General features: G+C 72.0%; 16 protein-coding genes. 11 read left to right on the top strand and 5 right to left on the bottom strand.

What is annotated here, in order from left to right; genetic code table 11:
* Window positions 1-151: 151 nt before the first annotated feature.
* The 6 genes from ACFV9J_RS11055 to ACFV9J_RS11080 all read left to right on the top strand — a co-directional run bounded on the left by ACFV9J_RS11055 (window position 152) and on the right by ACFV9J_RS11080 (window position 6523).
* Window positions 152-1141, top strand: a complete 990-nt coding sequence (locus ACFV9J_RS11055) for an alpha/beta hydrolase (RefSeq protein WP_385352731.1) — start codon at window positions 152-154, stop codon at window positions 1139-1141.
* On the top strand, window positions 1134-2360 hold the full coding sequence (locus tag ACFV9J_RS11060; RefSeq protein ID WP_385352733.1) for an acyltransferase: 1227 nt from the start codon (window positions 1134-1136) through the stop codon (window positions 2358-2360). Before ACFV9J_RS11055 ends, ACFV9J_RS11060 begins: the two co-directional genes overlap by 8 nt.
* Entirely contained in the window at window positions 2353-3732 is a 1380-nt protein-coding gene (locus tag ACFV9J_RS11065; protein WP_385352735.1) for a sensor histidine kinase, read from the top strand. Before ACFV9J_RS11060 ends, ACFV9J_RS11065 begins: the two co-directional genes overlap by 8 nt.
* Window positions 3729-4415, top strand: a complete 687-nt coding sequence (locus ACFV9J_RS11070; RefSeq protein WP_031085127.1) for a response regulator transcription factor — start codon at window positions 3729-3731, stop codon at window positions 4413-4415. Before ACFV9J_RS11065 ends, ACFV9J_RS11070 begins: the two co-directional genes overlap by 4 nt.
* Before the next feature lie 96 nt (window positions 4416-4511).
* Window positions 4512-5861 carry a sensor histidine kinase gene (locus tag ACFV9J_RS11075; RefSeq protein WP_385352738.1) on the top strand — a complete coding sequence of 450 codons (1350 nt, stop codon included), beginning with the start codon at window positions 4512-4514 and terminating at the stop codon, window positions 5859-5861.
* On the top strand, window positions 5858-6523 hold the full coding sequence (locus ACFV9J_RS11080; RefSeq protein ID WP_385352740.1) for a response regulator: 666 nt from the start codon (window positions 5858-5860) through the stop codon (window positions 6521-6523). The genes ACFV9J_RS11075 and ACFV9J_RS11080 overlap by 4 nt, the downstream gene beginning before the upstream one ends.
* Here ACFV9J_RS11080 and ACFV9J_RS11085 read toward each other — a convergent pair.
* Window positions 6493-6930, bottom strand: coding sequence for an ATP-binding protein (locus ACFV9J_RS11085; RefSeq protein WP_385352742.1), 438 nt, complete (start codon window positions 6928-6930; stop codon window positions 6493-6495). The two genes, ACFV9J_RS11080 and ACFV9J_RS11085, sit on opposite strands and share 31 nt — an antisense overlap.
* Before the next feature lie 241 nt (window positions 6931-7171).
* On the opposite strand from ACFV9J_RS11085, the gene ACFV9J_RS11090 reads away from it, so the two are divergent.
* Genes ACFV9J_RS11090 through ACFV9J_RS11100 form a run of 3 tightly spaced genes read left to right on the top strand, consistent with a single transcriptional unit; the run spans window position 7172 to window position 9466 of the window.
* A complete protein-coding gene (locus ACFV9J_RS11090) occupies window positions 7172-8023 on the top strand; it encodes a helix-turn-helix domain-containing protein (protein ID WP_385352744.1) in 852 nt (283 codons plus the stop codon).
* Window positions 8023-8205 carry a DUF397 domain-containing protein gene (locus ACFV9J_RS11095; RefSeq protein WP_385352746.1) on the top strand — a complete coding sequence of 61 codons (183 nt, stop codon included), beginning with the start codon at window positions 8023-8025 and terminating at the stop codon, window positions 8203-8205. The genes ACFV9J_RS11090 and ACFV9J_RS11095 overlap by 1 nt, the downstream gene beginning before the upstream one ends.
* Window positions 8206-8245: 40 nt before the next feature.
* Window positions 8246-9466, top strand: a complete 1221-nt coding sequence (locus ACFV9J_RS11100) for a cytochrome P450 (RefSeq protein ID WP_385352748.1) — start codon at window positions 8246-8248, stop codon at window positions 9464-9466.
* Here the strand turns inward: ACFV9J_RS11100 and ACFV9J_RS11105 are convergent.
* The 4 genes from ACFV9J_RS11105 to ACFV9J_RS11120 form a co-directional block, all read right to left on the bottom strand.
* Window positions 9449-9661 carry a hypothetical protein gene (locus tag ACFV9J_RS11105; protein WP_385352750.1) on the bottom strand — a complete coding sequence of 71 codons (213 nt, stop codon included), beginning with the start codon at window positions 9659-9661 and terminating at the stop codon, window positions 9449-9451. The genes ACFV9J_RS11100 and ACFV9J_RS11105 overlap by 18 nt on opposite strands.
* Window positions 9662-9771: 110 nt before the next feature.
* Window positions 9772-10236, bottom strand: coding sequence for a cupin domain-containing protein (locus ACFV9J_RS11110; RefSeq protein ID WP_385352752.1), 465 nt, complete (start codon window positions 10234-10236; stop codon window positions 9772-9774).
* Between the two features lie 136 nt (window positions 10237-10372).
* Window positions 10373-11986, bottom strand: coding sequence for an ABC transporter permease (locus tag ACFV9J_RS11115; protein ID WP_385352754.1), 1614 nt, complete (start codon window positions 11984-11986; stop codon window positions 10373-10375).
* Complete coding sequence (locus ACFV9J_RS11120) at window positions 11983-12900, bottom strand: ATP-binding cassette domain-containing protein (protein ID WP_385352756.1); 918 nt, start codon at window positions 12898-12900, stop codon at window positions 11983-11985. The genes ACFV9J_RS11115 and ACFV9J_RS11120 overlap by 4 nt, the downstream gene beginning before the upstream one ends.
* 74 nt (window positions 12901-12974) lie before the next feature.
* On the opposite strand from ACFV9J_RS11120, the gene ACFV9J_RS11125 reads away from it, so the two are divergent.
* Window positions 12975-13481, top strand: a complete 507-nt coding sequence (locus ACFV9J_RS11125; protein ID WP_385352758.1) for a GbsR/MarR family transcriptional regulator — start codon at window positions 12975-12977, stop codon at window positions 13479-13481.
* Between the two features lie 85 nt (window positions 13482-13566).
* Entirely contained in the window at window positions 13567-14157 is a 591-nt protein-coding gene (locus ACFV9J_RS11130; RefSeq protein ID WP_385352760.1) for a Uma2 family endonuclease, read from the top strand.
* Window positions 14158-14160 lie beyond the last annotated feature (3 nt).

Consider the following 14160-nt stretch of genomic DNA (forward strand, 5'->3'; position numbering starts at 1 on the left):
GGAGCGGAGCGGACGGCCGGTGCCGTCGTACCCGTAGTACCTGAGAGCTACCCCGCAGGTGAGTTCCCTGGCGGGACGCGGGTTACCCGGCCCGATCCATAACTTCCCTTGCAGACGCGCCCGGTGGGCGGGCGTGCTGGAGGGGGCGGCCATGGGGCCCGGGACGACGGTACGTTGGCGGCGGCGGGTGGGCGGATGGCGCCGCGCCGGTTGTGCCGCCCTCATCGCGGGTGCCGTGGCGCTTCCCCTCTCCGGGGCCGCGCGGCCCGAGATCCCCGCCCCGCCGCCCGCCGCGCTCGCGGCCCCGACGGCCGCCACGCTGGACAAGGCGTACGCCGCCAACCGGGCCAACGCGGCCGAGGCCTCCCGGATGGCCGCCGACCACGGCGACCGCCACCGCGCGGCGGCGGACCGCGCGATGGCCGACCGGTCCCGCCACCTCCTCGCCTTCGACGGCCGGGGCGCCGGGCTGGTCACCGAGGTCTTCGGCGACCTGGCGCAGGCCGACCGCGTCGCCGTCCTGGTCCCCGGCTCCGACACCGGCCTCGACACCTACGGCCGCTTCCGCGCCGCCGCCCTGGCCCTGCACCGGCAGCTCGTCGCCGAGGCTCCCGCGGGGACCCGCACCGCCGTCGTGGCCTGGCTGGGCTACGAGACGCCGGGCACCGTCAGCACCACCGTCGCCACGACCGGCCGCGCCGACCGGGCCGCCCCCGAGCTGCGCGACCTGGTCGGCGACCTGCGCCGGATCACCGGCCCCGGCACCCGCCTCGCCCTCCTCTGCCACTCCTACGGCTCGGTGGTCTGCGCCCGCGCCGCCGACGGCCTGGACGTGGCCGACATCGCCCTGGTCGGCAGCCCCGGCACCGGCGCCGGCACCGCCGCCGGTCTGCACTCCGACGCCCGGATATGGGCGGGACGGGGCGCCGACGACTGGGTGGAGCACGTTCCGCACGTCAGCGCCGACCTCTTCGGCACCACCGTCGGCTTCGGCACGGACCCGGTCTCCCCGGCCTTCGGCGCCCGGGTCTTCGACGCCGGGGACGGCGGCCACAGCGACTACTTCGACCCCGGCTCCCGCTCCCTGACGAACCTGGCCCGGATCGCCCTGGGCGAGACCACGGAGGTGACCCATGCCTGACCTCACCCCGACCCCGACCGTCATACCGTCGTTCGCGCGCGGCGCCCTGCGCGATGCCGCCGCCCGTATCGACGCGGCCACGCCCGAGGACCGGGACCGGGCCGTGGACGCCCTGCGCGCCCTCGCCATCCTCGGCGTGGTCCTGGGGCACTGGCTGGTGACGGCCCTGGTCGCCGACGGCAGCAGCCTGCACGCGGCCAGCCCGCTGGGGGAGATGCCCTGGCTGGCCCCGGTCTCCTGGGCCTTCCAGACCCTCGCCGTGTTCTTCCTGGTCGGCGGTCATGTCGCCACGCGTGGATACGCGTCGGCCCGTGCCCGAGGCGAGAGCTACGGCCGCTGGCTGATCGCCCGCCTGTCCCGGCTCTTCCGGCCGGTCCTGGCGGTTCTCGCCCTGTGGACGGTGACGGCGGCGCTGCTCCTGCTCACGGGCGCGGACTTCGCGACCGTGCACACGCTGGTGAAGCTGGCGCTGTCCCCGATGTGGTTCCTGCTGGTCTTCGCCGCGCTGACCGCGGCGACGCCGCTGCTGACCCGGCTGCATCCGCTGTGGCCGCTGGTCGTCGTCCTCCACATCGACCTGCTGCGCTTCGGTCTCGGCGCCCCGTCCTGGCTCGGCTGGATCAACCTCGCGGCCGGCTGGCTGGTCCCGTACACCCTGGGCGCCGCCTGGTCCCGCGGTGAACTGGACCACCGCCGACCGGGCTGGATCCTGCTGACCGGCGGCACGGCTGCGACCGCGGCGCTCGTCGCCTGGGCGGGCTACCCGGCGTCGATGGTCGGGGTCCCCGGCGCGTCCGTGTCGAACCTCAACCCGCCGACCCTGGCCGCCGTCACCTTCGGCCTGGCCCAGTGCGGGCTCGCCCTGCTGCTGCGCGAGCGGCTGCGCCGTGCGCTGCGGCGTCCCGTGGCCTGGGCCGCGGTCGCGCTGGTCAACCTGTCCGCGATGACGATCTTCCTCTGGCACCAGACGGCCCTGATGGCGACCACGGCCACCGGTCTCCTCGCGGGCCGTCTGCCCGGCCTGCACACGCGTCCCGACGGCCTGGACTGGGTCGCCGCCCGGCTCGCCTGGCTCCCGGTGTTCGCGCTGGTCCTGGCCGGCTGCTGGGCCACCTTCCGCTCCTGCGAGCAGCACGGCCGGGGACGGCGCCGTACCCGGGTCGTGCGCGCGCACCGCCCGCGGCGCCGGGCGACCACGACGGATGCACGTCATGTCTAGGGTGGACCCTGTGACGCGATGGGGGAAACGGCAACGGGCCTGGTCCCGGACCCGGGCCGAGCGTGTACTGAGGGTGCTGCACGACGACCTGTGGACCTGGCGGGCCGATCCGCTGCCGCCGTCGGTGTGGCTGCGCTGGGTCCCGCACGGGGTCGTCCTCCTGGCCGCATTCGGTGTGCTGGTCGGGGACGCCGCCCAGCTCGGGGACAACGGCGGGATCGAACCGGGGTTCGCCTTCCTCATCGCCGTCGCCCAGGCCGGCGCGATGGCGCTCGCGCTGTGGCGACCGGCCGCGGCGTGGTGGCTGTCGATGGCGGGCATGCTGGTCGGGGCCTTCGCCGTGCGGGCCGAGATGGTCCCGGGCGGCTACGAGTTCACCTGGCCGTGGACGGCCGCGGGGCTCATCGGGCACCTGTTCGTGATGCTGCTGCTCGCCCTGCGGGTGCGTACGCGCGTGTCCCTGGAGGCGCTGGCCCTGACCGCGCTCACCACCTACCTGGTGCAGGGCGTGATGGGCGCCTCGAACTACCTGCCGACCGGTCAGCTCGCCGTCATCCTGTTCACGGTCGTCGTCGTCCTCGGCACCGCCCTGCGAGGCCGCCGTGAAGCACGCAACCAGCTGGCCGAGCAGACCACGCTCACCGCCGAGGAGCGGGCCCGGCGCACCCTGCTGGAGGAGCGCGGCCGCATCGCCCGCGAGCTGCACGACGTGGTCGCCCACCACATGTCGGTGATCTCCATCCAGGCCCAGGTAGCGCCCCTCCTCGTCGAGAACCCGCCGGACGAGCTGAAGGAGAACCTCGCCGGCATCCGGCAGAACGCCCTGGAGGCGCTCACCGAGCTGCGCCGGGTGCTGGGCGTGCTGCGTGCCGAGCACCCGGACGCGCCGGTGGCCCCCGAGGCGGGCGACGGTGCCGCGCCGCACGCCCCGCAGCCCACCCTCGACCGGCTCGACGCGCTGGTGGAGAACATCCGGGCGGCCGGTCTGGCCGTCACCACGGACAGCAGCGGGACACGCAGACCACTGCCGCCCGGGGTGGAGCTGTCGGCGTACCGGATCGTGCAGGAGGCGCTCAGCAACGTGCTGCGGCATGCGCCGGGTGCGAGCGCCGAGGTCCACCTCGTCCACCTCCCCATCGGGCTGCGTGTGGTGGTCTCCAACACCCGGCCGTTGCGCACCCCGGCGCCGTCGCAGGGTGCCGGGCACGGGCTGCTCGGCATGCGGGAGCGGGTGGCGATGCTCGACGGCACGCTGACGGCGCAGGCGCTGCCGGACGGCGGCTACCAGGTGGCGGCGTTCCTGCCGGTCGATGCCCCCGACCTGCCCACGGATCTCATCCCTGACCCTTCCACCGAGGACGACTCCCCATGACGACCAGCAGCAACGGCCGCGTGATCCGCGTGCTGATCGCCGACGACCAGCAGATGGTCCGGCAGGGTTTCACCGTGCTGCTCAACACCCAGCCCGACATCGAGGTGATCGGGCAGGCGGTGGACGGCCTGGACGCGGTGGCCAAGGTCGCCGAGCTGGCCCCGGAGGTCGTCCTGATGGACATCCGGATGCCCGAGTTGGGCGGGATCGAGGCCACCCGGCGCATCACCGGGGCGACCCCGGAGATCAGAGTGCTGGTGCTGACCACCTTCGACCTCGACGAGTACGTGTACGAGGCACTGCGGGCGGGCGCCTCCGGGTTCCTGCTGAAGGACGCCTCCGCCGACCAGCTCGCCGAGGCGGTCCGGGTGGTGGCCGCCGGTGACGCCCTGCTCGCGCCGGGGATCACGCGGCGGCTGATCGCCGAGTTCTCCCGGCTGGACGACCGCCCGCGCGCCCCGCTGAAGGCCCGCGTCGGCGAGCTGACCGAGCGGGAGACGGAGGTGCTCGCCCTCATCGCGCAGGGCCTGTCGAACGCGGAGATCGCCCAGCGTCTGGTGGTCGCCGAGCAGACGGTGAAGACCCATGTGGGCAGGATCCTGGTGAAGCTGGGCCTCCGGGACCGCACGCAGGCGGCGGTGTTCGCGTACGAGTCGGGGCTGGTCCGCCCTGCGGGATACTGAGCCCCGTCGTTGCCTCCGTAGTACCTGAGACGGATGCCGCAGGACCCCTCTCACTGGTGACGACGTCGTACCTCGGCTGCGCCTACCGTTGCCAACGTGACCGAGACGACCCAGATGCGGACCGCGCCTCCCGGAGGCGGAAGCGGATCGCGCAGCCCCGAGTACCGGCTGGCGATGAATGTCCTGAGCGGGCTGCGCGAGGACCTGTTCCACGACGCCTTCGCCTACCGACCGCTGCCGCGCATGGGCACGGACGGCCCGGTGGCCCGCCGCCTGCCGGCCCGGCTGAAGCCCCATGCCGCCCGCATCCCGCACGCGGTGGTGGTGGCCCTCGCACTCCTGTGCCTCTACGCCGGGACGGTCGAAGGTGTGCCCGACGGTCCGCTCAGCCTGCTGAGCGGGCTGGTGTGCGCGGTTCCGGTGCTGACCACACTGGTCCGGCCCGTCGGTGCCTTCTGGATGTCCATGGCGGCCACCCCCGTGGTCGCCCTGCTCGGCAGCAGCTACGCGAACTGGCCGTGGCTGCCCGGCGCGTTCCTGTGCCACACCGTGGTCCTGCTGATCGTGGCGATACGCACCCGGCCCCGGACTGCCGCGTGGATGTGGGCCCTGACCGCGGCGTACGGATTCGTCAACGACTCCTTCTGGGGTGCCGGCCACTTCGGGAGCAATGCCACCCCGCTGCTGGTCCTCAACGCCTTCGGTCTGCTCCTGATATCGGTCTGGCACATCCGGCGCGACGCCCGGCAGCAGGTGACCGCCCAGCAGACGGTCATGGCGCACGAACGCTCCCGCCGCACCCTGCTCGAAGAGCGCACGACCATCGCCCGCGAGCTGCACGACGTGGTAGCGCACCACATGTCGGTGGTCGCCATCCAGGCGGAGGCCGCGCCCTACCGCGTGGAGAATCCGCCGGAGGAGCTGGAGCGCGCCTTCGCCACCATCCGGGAGAACGCGGTGGCCGCCCTCACCGAGCTGCGCCGCGTCCTCGGAGTCGTCCGCGCCGAGGACTACGAGGCCCCGGACGCCCCGCAGCCGACGCTCGCCGACCTGGACGCCCTGCTCGCCAACGTGCGCGAGGCGGGTCTGGCCGTGGACAAGGCGGTGACCGGAGCGGTGCGCGAGCTGCCGCCCGGTGTGGAGCTGTCGGCGTACCGGATCGTGCAGGAGGCGCTGAGCAACAGCCTGCGCCATGCGCCCGGCGCGACGGCCCGCGTCGAGGTCTCCTACGTCCTGGGAGGCCTGGGCCTGCGCGTGGTCAACACCGCCATCCCGCCGAACACCCTGGTCAAGGCGTCGCCCGGCGCCGGGCACGGCATCACGGGCATGCGCGAACGCGTCTCGATGCTGAACGGCGAGATGACGGCGGACCCGACGGGCGACGGAGGGTACGAGGTGACGGTGTTCCTGCCGGTCGCCGCCGCCCAGACCGAAGGTGAAGCATGACGATCCGCGTACTGATCGCCGACGACCAGATGATGGTGCGCGAGGGCTTCTCGGTCCTGCTGAACGCGATGCCGGACATCGAGGTCGCCGGAGAGGCGGTCAACGGCCGGGAGGCGGTGGCGAAGGTCCGCGAGCTGGCCCCGGACGTCGTCCTGATGGACATCCGCATGCCCGAGCTGAACGGTATCGAGGCGACGCGGGAGATCGTGGCGTCGGACACCACGTCGAAGGTGCTGGTCCTGACCACCTTCGACCTCGACGAGTACGTGTACCAGGCGTTGCGTGCGGGCGCGTCCGGCTTCCTCCTCAAGGACGCCTCGGCCCGCCAGCTCGCGGACGGCGTCCGGGTGGTCGCCGCCGGTGAGGCCCTCCTCGCCCCCTCGGTCACCAAGCGCCTGATCACCGAGTTCTCCAAGCTCTCCGACGCCCCGCGCCTGATGCCCTCGGCCCAGGCGGCCTACGGCGACCTGACCGAGCGCGAGACGGAGGTTCTGGTCCTGATCGCGCAGGGCCTGTCCAACTCGGAGATCGCCGAACGCCTCGTCGTCGCCGAGTCGACGATCAAAACCCACGTCAGCCGCATCCTGGTGAAGCTGGGCCTGCGCGACCGCACCCAGGCCGCCGTCTTCGCCTACGAGGCCCGCCTGGTCACCCCGGGCTGACCGGCACCGACCTCGCACCACACATATTTGCCCCGGTTCCCGAACCGGGACAGCGGCTGCCAGCCCCACAGGTCGGAGCAGGCTCTGACGAGGCCAAGCCCCCGGCCGCTCTCGTCCTCGGTCACATCCGCCAACCGGGCGGGAGCATCGGGCGGTTCGGGATCGGTGTCCCACGCCCCGATCCGCAGCGTCCCCGGCGGCGACCAGCGCACCCGCAGTGCGGCGGGGCCCTTGGTGTGCAGCACGGCGTTGCCGATCAGCTCCGCCGCGAGCAGCTCCGCGACATCGACGAGGCGGATCAGCCCGTGCATGGTGAGGATCAGGCGCAGGGTGCGCCGACTGACGGTGACTGCGCGCGGGTCGTTGGGGATGTACAGGGAGTACTCCCAGGGCTCGTCTTCGGGCATGCGGCAACTCCGTTCAGGTGAGGGGAGGGTGAGGTGAGAGAGGGCGCGGCCTCCGGGCGGTGTCCATGCCGCAACCGTCATGGCAGGACGGTGCGGTGCGCTTCCGGTGCCCCGGGGTTCCGCAGCGTGTGCGTCGCGTCACCGACGGTATTTCCTATACTTAGGAAAATGCAACCCGTTGAAGTATTCTGGCGCTCGAAAGAGGTAGGCCCGCAGGGAAGTTGGAGCGAGGAGGCGCCGGTTGCCGCCGAAGAGACATCTCACGGCGCGAAGGGCGAGGTTGGGCGCCGAGCTGAGAAAGTTGCGCGAAGCGACAGGCCTTACGGCTAAGGAAGCCGCACAGCTGTTGGAAGCTGACGCTGTTCAGATGAGCCAGATCGAGTCCGGCACCGTAGGGGTGAGCGCCAAGCGCCTGCGCCGCCTCGCCGCCAACTACGCCTGCACGGACTCGGCATTGATCGAGTCACTCGTCGCGGTGGCAACCGACCGTACCCGCGGCTGGTGGGAGGAGTACCGAGGCGTGCTTCCTTCAGTGTTCCTGGATGGCGCCGAAGCCGAGCACCACGCGGCGTTCTTGCGCGAGGTTGTGATCCACTACGTTCCAGGACTGCTGCAGACCGCCGACTATGCCCGCTCGGTGTTCACGTACACGCGCCCCGAGCTGACCGAGGACGATGTGGCGCTGCGCGTGCGGCACCGGATGGAGCGTCGGGCCGTCATCGAGCGGGAAACTCCGACTCCGTACGAGACGATCGTGCATGAGTTCGCCCTGCGTGTGATGGTGGCCGACCGTCGGGCATCGCTCACTCAACTGAGCTTCATTCTCGACAAGATCGAGGCAGGGCAGGCCGCGGTGCGCGTCATCCCGATCGAGCGCGAAGGCTTCGCCGGTGCCGGAGCCTCCATGCTGTACTTGGGGGGTCCGGTGCCTCAGTTGGACACAGCGCTTCGGGACGCTCCCACGGGCGCCGCGTACATCGATGCGCAGCCTCAGCTGGAACAGCTTCGGACGCTGCTCCGGAGAGTGCAGGCGGCGTCGTTGGACGCCGCCGCGTCGCGCGACTTCATTCACCGTCTGACGAAGGAGCTGTAATGCACTGGCGAAAGTCCAGCCACTCCGGCGGCGGCGACGGCGACGCCTGCGTCGAGATTGCCGAACTCCCCGCGGGGGTCGCCATCCGCGACTCCAAGGCCCCCGCCCGCGCCGCCCTCTCCGTCCCCGTCCCCGTCTTCGCCGCCTTCGTCGAGGGCATCAAGCGGCACTCCCGGGGATGAGGGCTTCCGCTCGGGGCTCCTCTTTTCCTATGGTCCCTCCATGACGGCTGAGTCCGACCTCGCGTTCGACCCCTGGAACCCGGCGTTCGTCGCCGACCCCTACCTCGCCTTCGCCGAGCTGCGGGCCCAGGGGCGCGTGCTCTACTACGAGCCCAGCGACCAGTGGCTGGTCCCGCACCACGCGGACGTGGCGGCGCTGCTGCGCGACCGCCGGCTCGGCCGGACGTACCAGCACCGTTTCAGCCACGAGGACTTCGGCCGCACCCCGCCCCCGCCGGAGCAGGAGCCCTTCCACACCCTCAACGACCACGGCATGCTCGACCTGGAGCCGCCGGACCACACCCGTATCCGGCGCCTGGTGTCGAAGGCGTTCACGCCGCGCACCGTGGAGCGGCTGAAGCCGTACGTGAACGGGCTGGCGGACGACCTGGTGGCCCGGCTGGTCGCGGCGGGCGGCGGCGATCTGCTCACCGACGTGGCCGAGCCGCTGCCGGTCGCCGTGATCGCCGAGATGCTGGGCATCCCGGAGTCCGACCGCGCCCCGCTGCGCCCCTGGTCGGCGGAGATCTGCGGGATGTACGAGCTGAACCCGTCCGAGGAGACGGCGGCGAAGGCGGTCCGGGCGTCCCTCGACTTCTCGGAGTACCTGCGCACACTCATCGCGGCCCGCCGCAAGGACCCCGGCGACGACCTGATCTCCGGTCTGATCGCGGCGCACGACGAGGACGACGACCGCCTCACCGAGCAGGAGATGATCTCGACCTGCGTCCTGCTCCTGAACGCCGGTCACGAGGCCACGGTGAACGCCACGACCAACGGCTGGCTGGCCCTCTTCCGCCACCCCGACCAGCTGGCGGCCCTGCGCGCCGACCACTCCCTCGTCCCGTCCGCCGTGGAGGAGCTGATGCGCTACGACACCCCGCTCCAGCTCTTCGAACGCTGGGTCCTGGACGAGATCGAGGTCGACGGGACGACGCTGCCACGCGGCGCCGAGGTGGCGATGCTGTTCGGCTCGGCCAACCACGACCCGGCGGTCTTCACCGACCCGGAACGCCTCGACCTCACCCGCCGCGACAACCCCCACATCTCCTTCAGCGCCGGCATCCACTACTGCATCGGCGCCCCGCTGGCCCGCATCGAACTGGCGGCGTCCATGACGTCCCTGCTGGAGCGGGCCCCGGGCCTGCGCCTGGCGGCGGAACCGGAACGCAGGCCGAACTTCGTGATGCGCGGCCTGACGGAGCTACGCGTGGAACTGTGACGACTGAGGGCGCCGACGCCGCCTCAGCAGCCAGGCCCCGAGCCCCCACACCACGGCGGGCACGACGGCCCCGGCGAGGAAGACGAACGGCAGCTCGGTGAGGACGGCGCCGAAGTCCTGCCCGTTGTTCTCGAACTCGTTGCCCAGGTGCCGCTGGGTCCGCGAGGTCTGCCACCACACGACCACCGCACCCACGGCCCCGACGAACGAGACCGCACAGCCACCACCCGTCACCGCATCCCGACTCATACCTGCCCTGACGCTCACAGCCGGACGATCGGTTTCACCGCGGGGCACGGCACGCCCTACGCGTGGGGCGGGTCGTCCAGGAGGGCCACCCCGTAGCGGGCGAGTCCGTCCACGTGGTCCAGGTCGTGCCGCGCCCCGGCGGGCCCGACCGAGCGGAAGTAGCCCTCGATCGCCCCCGGGTTGTTGATGACCAGCACCTCCGCCGTGGTGGTGAGCGGCTGGAACGTGTGCGGGACCGACCGGGGGCCGAAGACGTAGGAGCCGGGCCCGGCGTCGTGAACCTCGCACGCGTCGAGTGAGGCCGAACCGACCCAGAAGCGGACGCGCCCGGACAGCACCACCCAGCTCTCGTCCTCGCGGCTGTGCACGTGCAGGGGCGGTGCGTCCGCGCGGCGCATGGTCAGCCGCGCGACGCTGACGACTCCGTGGGTCTCGGTGTGCGAGACGACCTGTTCCTGGACGCTGTCGTAGTAGTGGTAGTGGGTGCCTTCGCCGGGGTTGCGTACGAGCGCGACGCTCATGTGGGTGCTCCCCTTCCGTTGTGGTTTAGCGTTCAACTATTTCCGTAGGGTCGCCTCCACGCAAGGGGCCGCCGTGATCCGCCGCGATCTGTCCGGATTCCGCCGCCCGGGCCGCCCCCCCCTGGCGGACGTCATGTCACGTCAGGTCCCGCCGCCGCAGCCCGACCAGCCCCGCCCCCACCAGCACCCCGGCGATCAGCACCAGCACCACCACCGGCGACCAGCTCATCTCCCCGCCCGGCAGCTTCGGCAGGTGGCCGAATGGGGACACGTCCAGGACGGTCTGCGGCACGTCCAGCGCCGGTCCGACCCACCCGAGCAGCAGCACCGCGCCCGCGACGGCCCACGCGGCCACGGCCGCCCGGGGCAGCAGACCGTGCAGCAGCACCGCCGCCCCGCCGATCACCCACACCGCCGGCAGCTGCACCAGGCAGGCGCCCAGGATCGCCCCGAAGTCCTGCCCGTACCCGGCGGCGAAGCCGAGCCCGGCGAGCAGCATGATGAGCGCCGCGCCGCCGAAGGCGATCACCAGGTGGCCCGCGGCCCACCGCAGCCGGCCCACCGCACCCGCCAGCACCGGTTCCGCGCGCCCGGACGTCTCCTCGCCGCTGAGCCGCAGCACCGACGCCACGACGTAGAGCGCGGCGATCAGCCCGAGCATGCCGACCATCGCCGACACGAACGCGTCGGTCAGCCCGGCCTGTCCGCCCATCCGCTCGATGATCTCGCGGGCCTGTTCGTTGTCCCCGACCAGATCGGCCGCGCCCTCCGTCATCCCGCCGTAGACGACCCCGGCGGCGAAGAAGCCGATGCTCCAGCCGAGGACGCCGCCCCGCTGCAGGCGCCAGGCCAGCGCACCGGCCGTACGCAGGCGCCCGGCGGCCGGTCCCGGCCGGGTCGGCAGGAAGCTCATGCCGAGGTCCCGGCGCCCGGCGAGAGCGTAGGCCACGGCCCCCTGCGCCGCCGTCGCGCCCGCGATCAGCAGCAGCACCCACCACCGTTCACCGGCGAAGGCCCGCAGGTTCTCCAGCCAGCCGAGCGGCGACACCCAGGTGAGGACGGAGGAACCGTCGTCCGTCGCCGAGTCGCCCGCCGCCCGCAGGACGAAGGCCCCGCCCAGCACCGCCGCCGTCAGGCCTCGGGCCAGCCGGGCGCTCTCGGTGAGCTGGGCGACGATCGCCGCCATGGTCGCGAAGAGCATCCCGACGCCCGCGACCCCGAGGCCGAGGGCCGCCGCACCGGCCGCACCCTGCCCGGCCAGTCCGACGGCGATCAGCAGGGCCAGTACGGCGTTGGCGACCGCCGCCGCCAGCAGTGCCGCCGTGAGCGGGGCCCGGCGGCCGACCATTCCGGAGGCGACGACCTCCTGCCGTCCGCTCTCCTCCTCGTCCCGGGTGTGCCGTACGACGATCAGCAGGCTCATCACGGCGGCGAGCGCACCGGCGTACAGGCCGACGCGCCAGGCGGTGAGCGCGCCGAGGCTGTCGTCGAAGACCGGGCCGACCAGGGCGCGCAGCGAGGCGTTGGTCTCCATCTGCCGCATCAGGTCGGCGCGTTCGGCGGCGGTGCCGTACAGGCCCTTGATGGTGCCCGGCATGGACAGCACCATGAGCGCGTTCACCGCGACCCAGACGGGGATCAGTACGCGGTCGCGGCGCAGGGCGAAGCGCAGCAGCGTGCCGGTGCCGGTCAGGTGGCGCGAGCCTCCGGTCCGGGCGGCGAGAATTGTGGCGTCGGCGGCAGCGGTCATCGCCCCGTCACCTCCGCGCCGGACTCCGCGTCCTCGGCCTGGTAGTGCCGCAGGAACAGCTCCTCCAGCGTCGGCGGCGTCGACGTCAGCGACCGCACGCCCGTCTCGCTCAGCGACCTGAGGACGGCGTCCAGCCTGTCGGTGTCGACCTGGAGCCGGACCCGGTGGCCCCGGACGTCGAGGTCGTGCACGCCGGGCAGGCGGGTGAGGCCGTTCGGGGCGCCCGCGAGTTCGGCGGTGACGCTGGTCCGGGTCAGGTGGCGCAGGTCGGCGAGCGAGCCGCTCTCGACGGTCCGGCCCTTGCGGATGATGCTGACCCGGTCGCACAGCTCCTCGACCTCGCTGAGGATGTGGGAGGAGAGCAGCACCGTCCGGCCGCGCTCGCGCTCCTCCTCCACGCAGCGCTGGAAGACCTCCTCCATCAGCGGGTCGAGTCCGGAGGTGGGTTCGTCGAGGATCAGCAGGTCCACGTCCGAGGCGAAGGCGGCCACCAGCGCCACCTTCTGGCGGTTGCCCTTGGAGTACGTGCGGCCCTTCTTGCTCGGGTCGAGTTCGAACCGCTCGACCAGCTCCGCGCGCCGCCGGGTGTCGAGTCCGCCGCGCAGCCTGCCGTAGAGGTCGATGACCTCGCCGCCGGAGAGGTTGCGCCACAGCGTCACGTCACCGGGGACGTACGCGATCCGCCGGTGCGCCTGAACCGCGTCCGCCCACGGGTCGCGGCCGAGCACCTGCGCGGCGCCCGAGTCGGCGCGCAGCAGGCCGAGCAGGACCCGGATGGTGGTGGACTTGCCGGCTCCGTTGGGCCCGAGGAATCCGTGGACCTCGCCGGTCTCGACCTCCAGGTCGAGGCCGTCCAGAGCATGCGTGCGTCCGAACGACTTGTGGAGTCCGGAGACGCTGATTGCCTTCGTCATGGTTCGGAAAGTACGCTACTTTCAGAAACTTGTGAAGTTAAGAAACCGTCAAGACGGTGAGGGATGATCGTGGGATGAGGCAACCAGCGGATCAGGCGGAAGCGGGGCGTGACCCCGAGGCGGTGTCGAAGTTCGTGGAGGGCTTCGCGGCCCAGCTCGTCGAGGCCGGGATGCAGCGCATGCCCGCCCGGGTCTTCGCCGCGCTGCTGGCCTCCGACTCGGGCACGCTGACCTCGGCGGAGCTGGGCGAGAGCCTCCGGGTCAGCCCGGCCGCCGTCTCCGGCGCCGTGCGCTACCTCTCCCAGCAGCACATGGTCGCGCGCGAGCGCGAACCCGGCTCGCGCCGGGAGCGCTACCGGGTGCACAGCAACCAGTGGTACGAGGCGCTCACCAACCGCGAGGCCGTCCTCAAACGCTGGGAGAGCGCGCTGAGCGAGGGCGTCGCCAGCCTCGGCGCCGACACCCCGGCGGGCCGCCGCATGGCAGAGACCCTCGCCTTCTTCGAGTTCGTCGACCGGGAGATCGTGGCGATGATGGAACGCTGGCGGGTGCACCGGGAGGAGCGGTTCGGGCAGGACTGACGGTGATCGGAAAAGCGGGTCACATGAGCGTAGGCACTCGACTACACTGAGTTGCCACTGGTCCGCATCTAGGGGAGGGCGCATCATGACTGTCATGGCGGAGCGACCGACGACGAGCGGCACCGAGTCCCAGACCTTCGAGGAGTTGCTGGAATGCCTCGATGGGCTGGTCGTACCCGACGGCCTCAAGGCCGAGATCATCAAGGGGAACATCGTCGTGTCGCCGTGGTCCAAGGGGTACTACACCCTCGTGATGCGCCTGGTGTGCAAGCAGTTGGAGCCGCATCTGCCAGATGGGCAGGTGATCGACCGCGCACCGAATCTCTTCGTGTTCCCGGGTGCTGAAAGGGCGTTCGGGCCGGACATCTACGCGGCGGACGCGACAGCACTGGCGACCGTCAGCAACCACCTGGACGGTGAAGCCCTCTCCTTCGTCGCGGAGCTGACCTCCTCCTCCACTAGGGACGACGACCTGACCGACAAGGTCGAGACGTACGCGAAGGAAGGCGTCCCCGTCTACCTGCTCCTCGACATGCAGGAGGAACAGGCCACGGTCCTGTGGACGCCGTCCGCCAAGGGATACGAGTCGCGCATCACCCGGCCCTTCGGTGAGAAGCTCCCGATCCCCGCCCCGTTCGACTGCCTGCTGGACACCGCCGGTTTCAAGGCGCCCTGAGTG

This window comes from Streptomyces sp. NPDC059906 (genome assembly GCF_042730645.1).
GTDB classification, from domain to species: Bacteria; Actinomycetota; Actinomycetes; order Streptomycetales; family Streptomycetaceae; genus Streptomyces; species Streptomyces rubrogriseus.

What these genes read in the sequence shown, in the direction of transcription:
- ACFV9J_RS11110 (WP_385352752.1), bottom strand. Translation starts at nt 10,236, where the DNA reads ATGAGCGTCGCGCTCGTACGCAACCCCGGCGAAGGCACCCACTACCAC.
- ACFV9J_RS11070 (WP_031085127.1), top strand. Translation starts at nt 3,729, where the DNA reads ATGACGACCAGCAGCAACGGCCGCGTGATCCGCGTGCTGATCGCCGAC.
- ACFV9J_RS11095 (WP_385352746.1), top strand. Translation starts at nt 8,023, where the DNA reads ATGCACTGGCGAAAGTCCAGCCACTCCGGCGGCGGCGACGGCGACGCC.
- ACFV9J_RS11055 (WP_385352731.1), top strand. Translation starts at nt 152, where the DNA reads ATGGGGCCCGGGACGACGGTACGTTGGCGGCGGCGGGTGGGCGGATGG.
- ACFV9J_RS11100 (WP_385352748.1), top strand. Translation starts at nt 8,246, where the DNA reads ATGACGGCTGAGTCCGACCTCGCGTTCGACCCCTGGAACCCGGCGTTC.
- ACFV9J_RS11130 (WP_385352760.1), top strand. Translation starts at nt 13,567, where the DNA reads ATGACTGTCATGGCGGAGCGACCGACGACGAGCGGCACCGAGTCCCAG.
- ACFV9J_RS11065 (WP_385352735.1), top strand. Translation starts at nt 2,353, where the DNA reads ATGTCTAGGGTGGACCCTGTGACGCGATGGGGGAAACGGCAACGGGCC.
- ACFV9J_RS11085 (WP_385352742.1), bottom strand. Translation starts at nt 6,930, where the DNA reads ATGCCCGAAGACGAGCCCTGGGAGTACTCCCTGTACATCCCCAACGAC.
- ACFV9J_RS11060 (WP_385352733.1), top strand. Translation starts at nt 1,134, where the DNA reads ATGCCTGACCTCACCCCGACCCCGACCGTCATACCGTCGTTCGCGCGC.
- ACFV9J_RS11080 (WP_385352740.1), top strand. Translation starts at nt 5,858, where the DNA reads ATGACGATCCGCGTACTGATCGCCGACGACCAGATGATGGTGCGCGAG.
- ACFV9J_RS11125 (WP_385352758.1), top strand. Translation starts at nt 12,975, where the DNA reads ATGAGGCAACCAGCGGATCAGGCGGAAGCGGGGCGTGACCCCGAGGCG.
- ACFV9J_RS11115 (WP_385352754.1), bottom strand. Translation starts at nt 11,986, where the DNA reads ATGACCGCTGCCGCCGACGCCACAATTCTCGCCGCCCGGACCGGAGGC.
- ACFV9J_RS11120 (WP_385352756.1), bottom strand. Translation starts at nt 12,900, where the DNA reads ATGACGAAGGCAATCAGCGTCTCCGGACTCCACAAGTCGTTCGGACGC.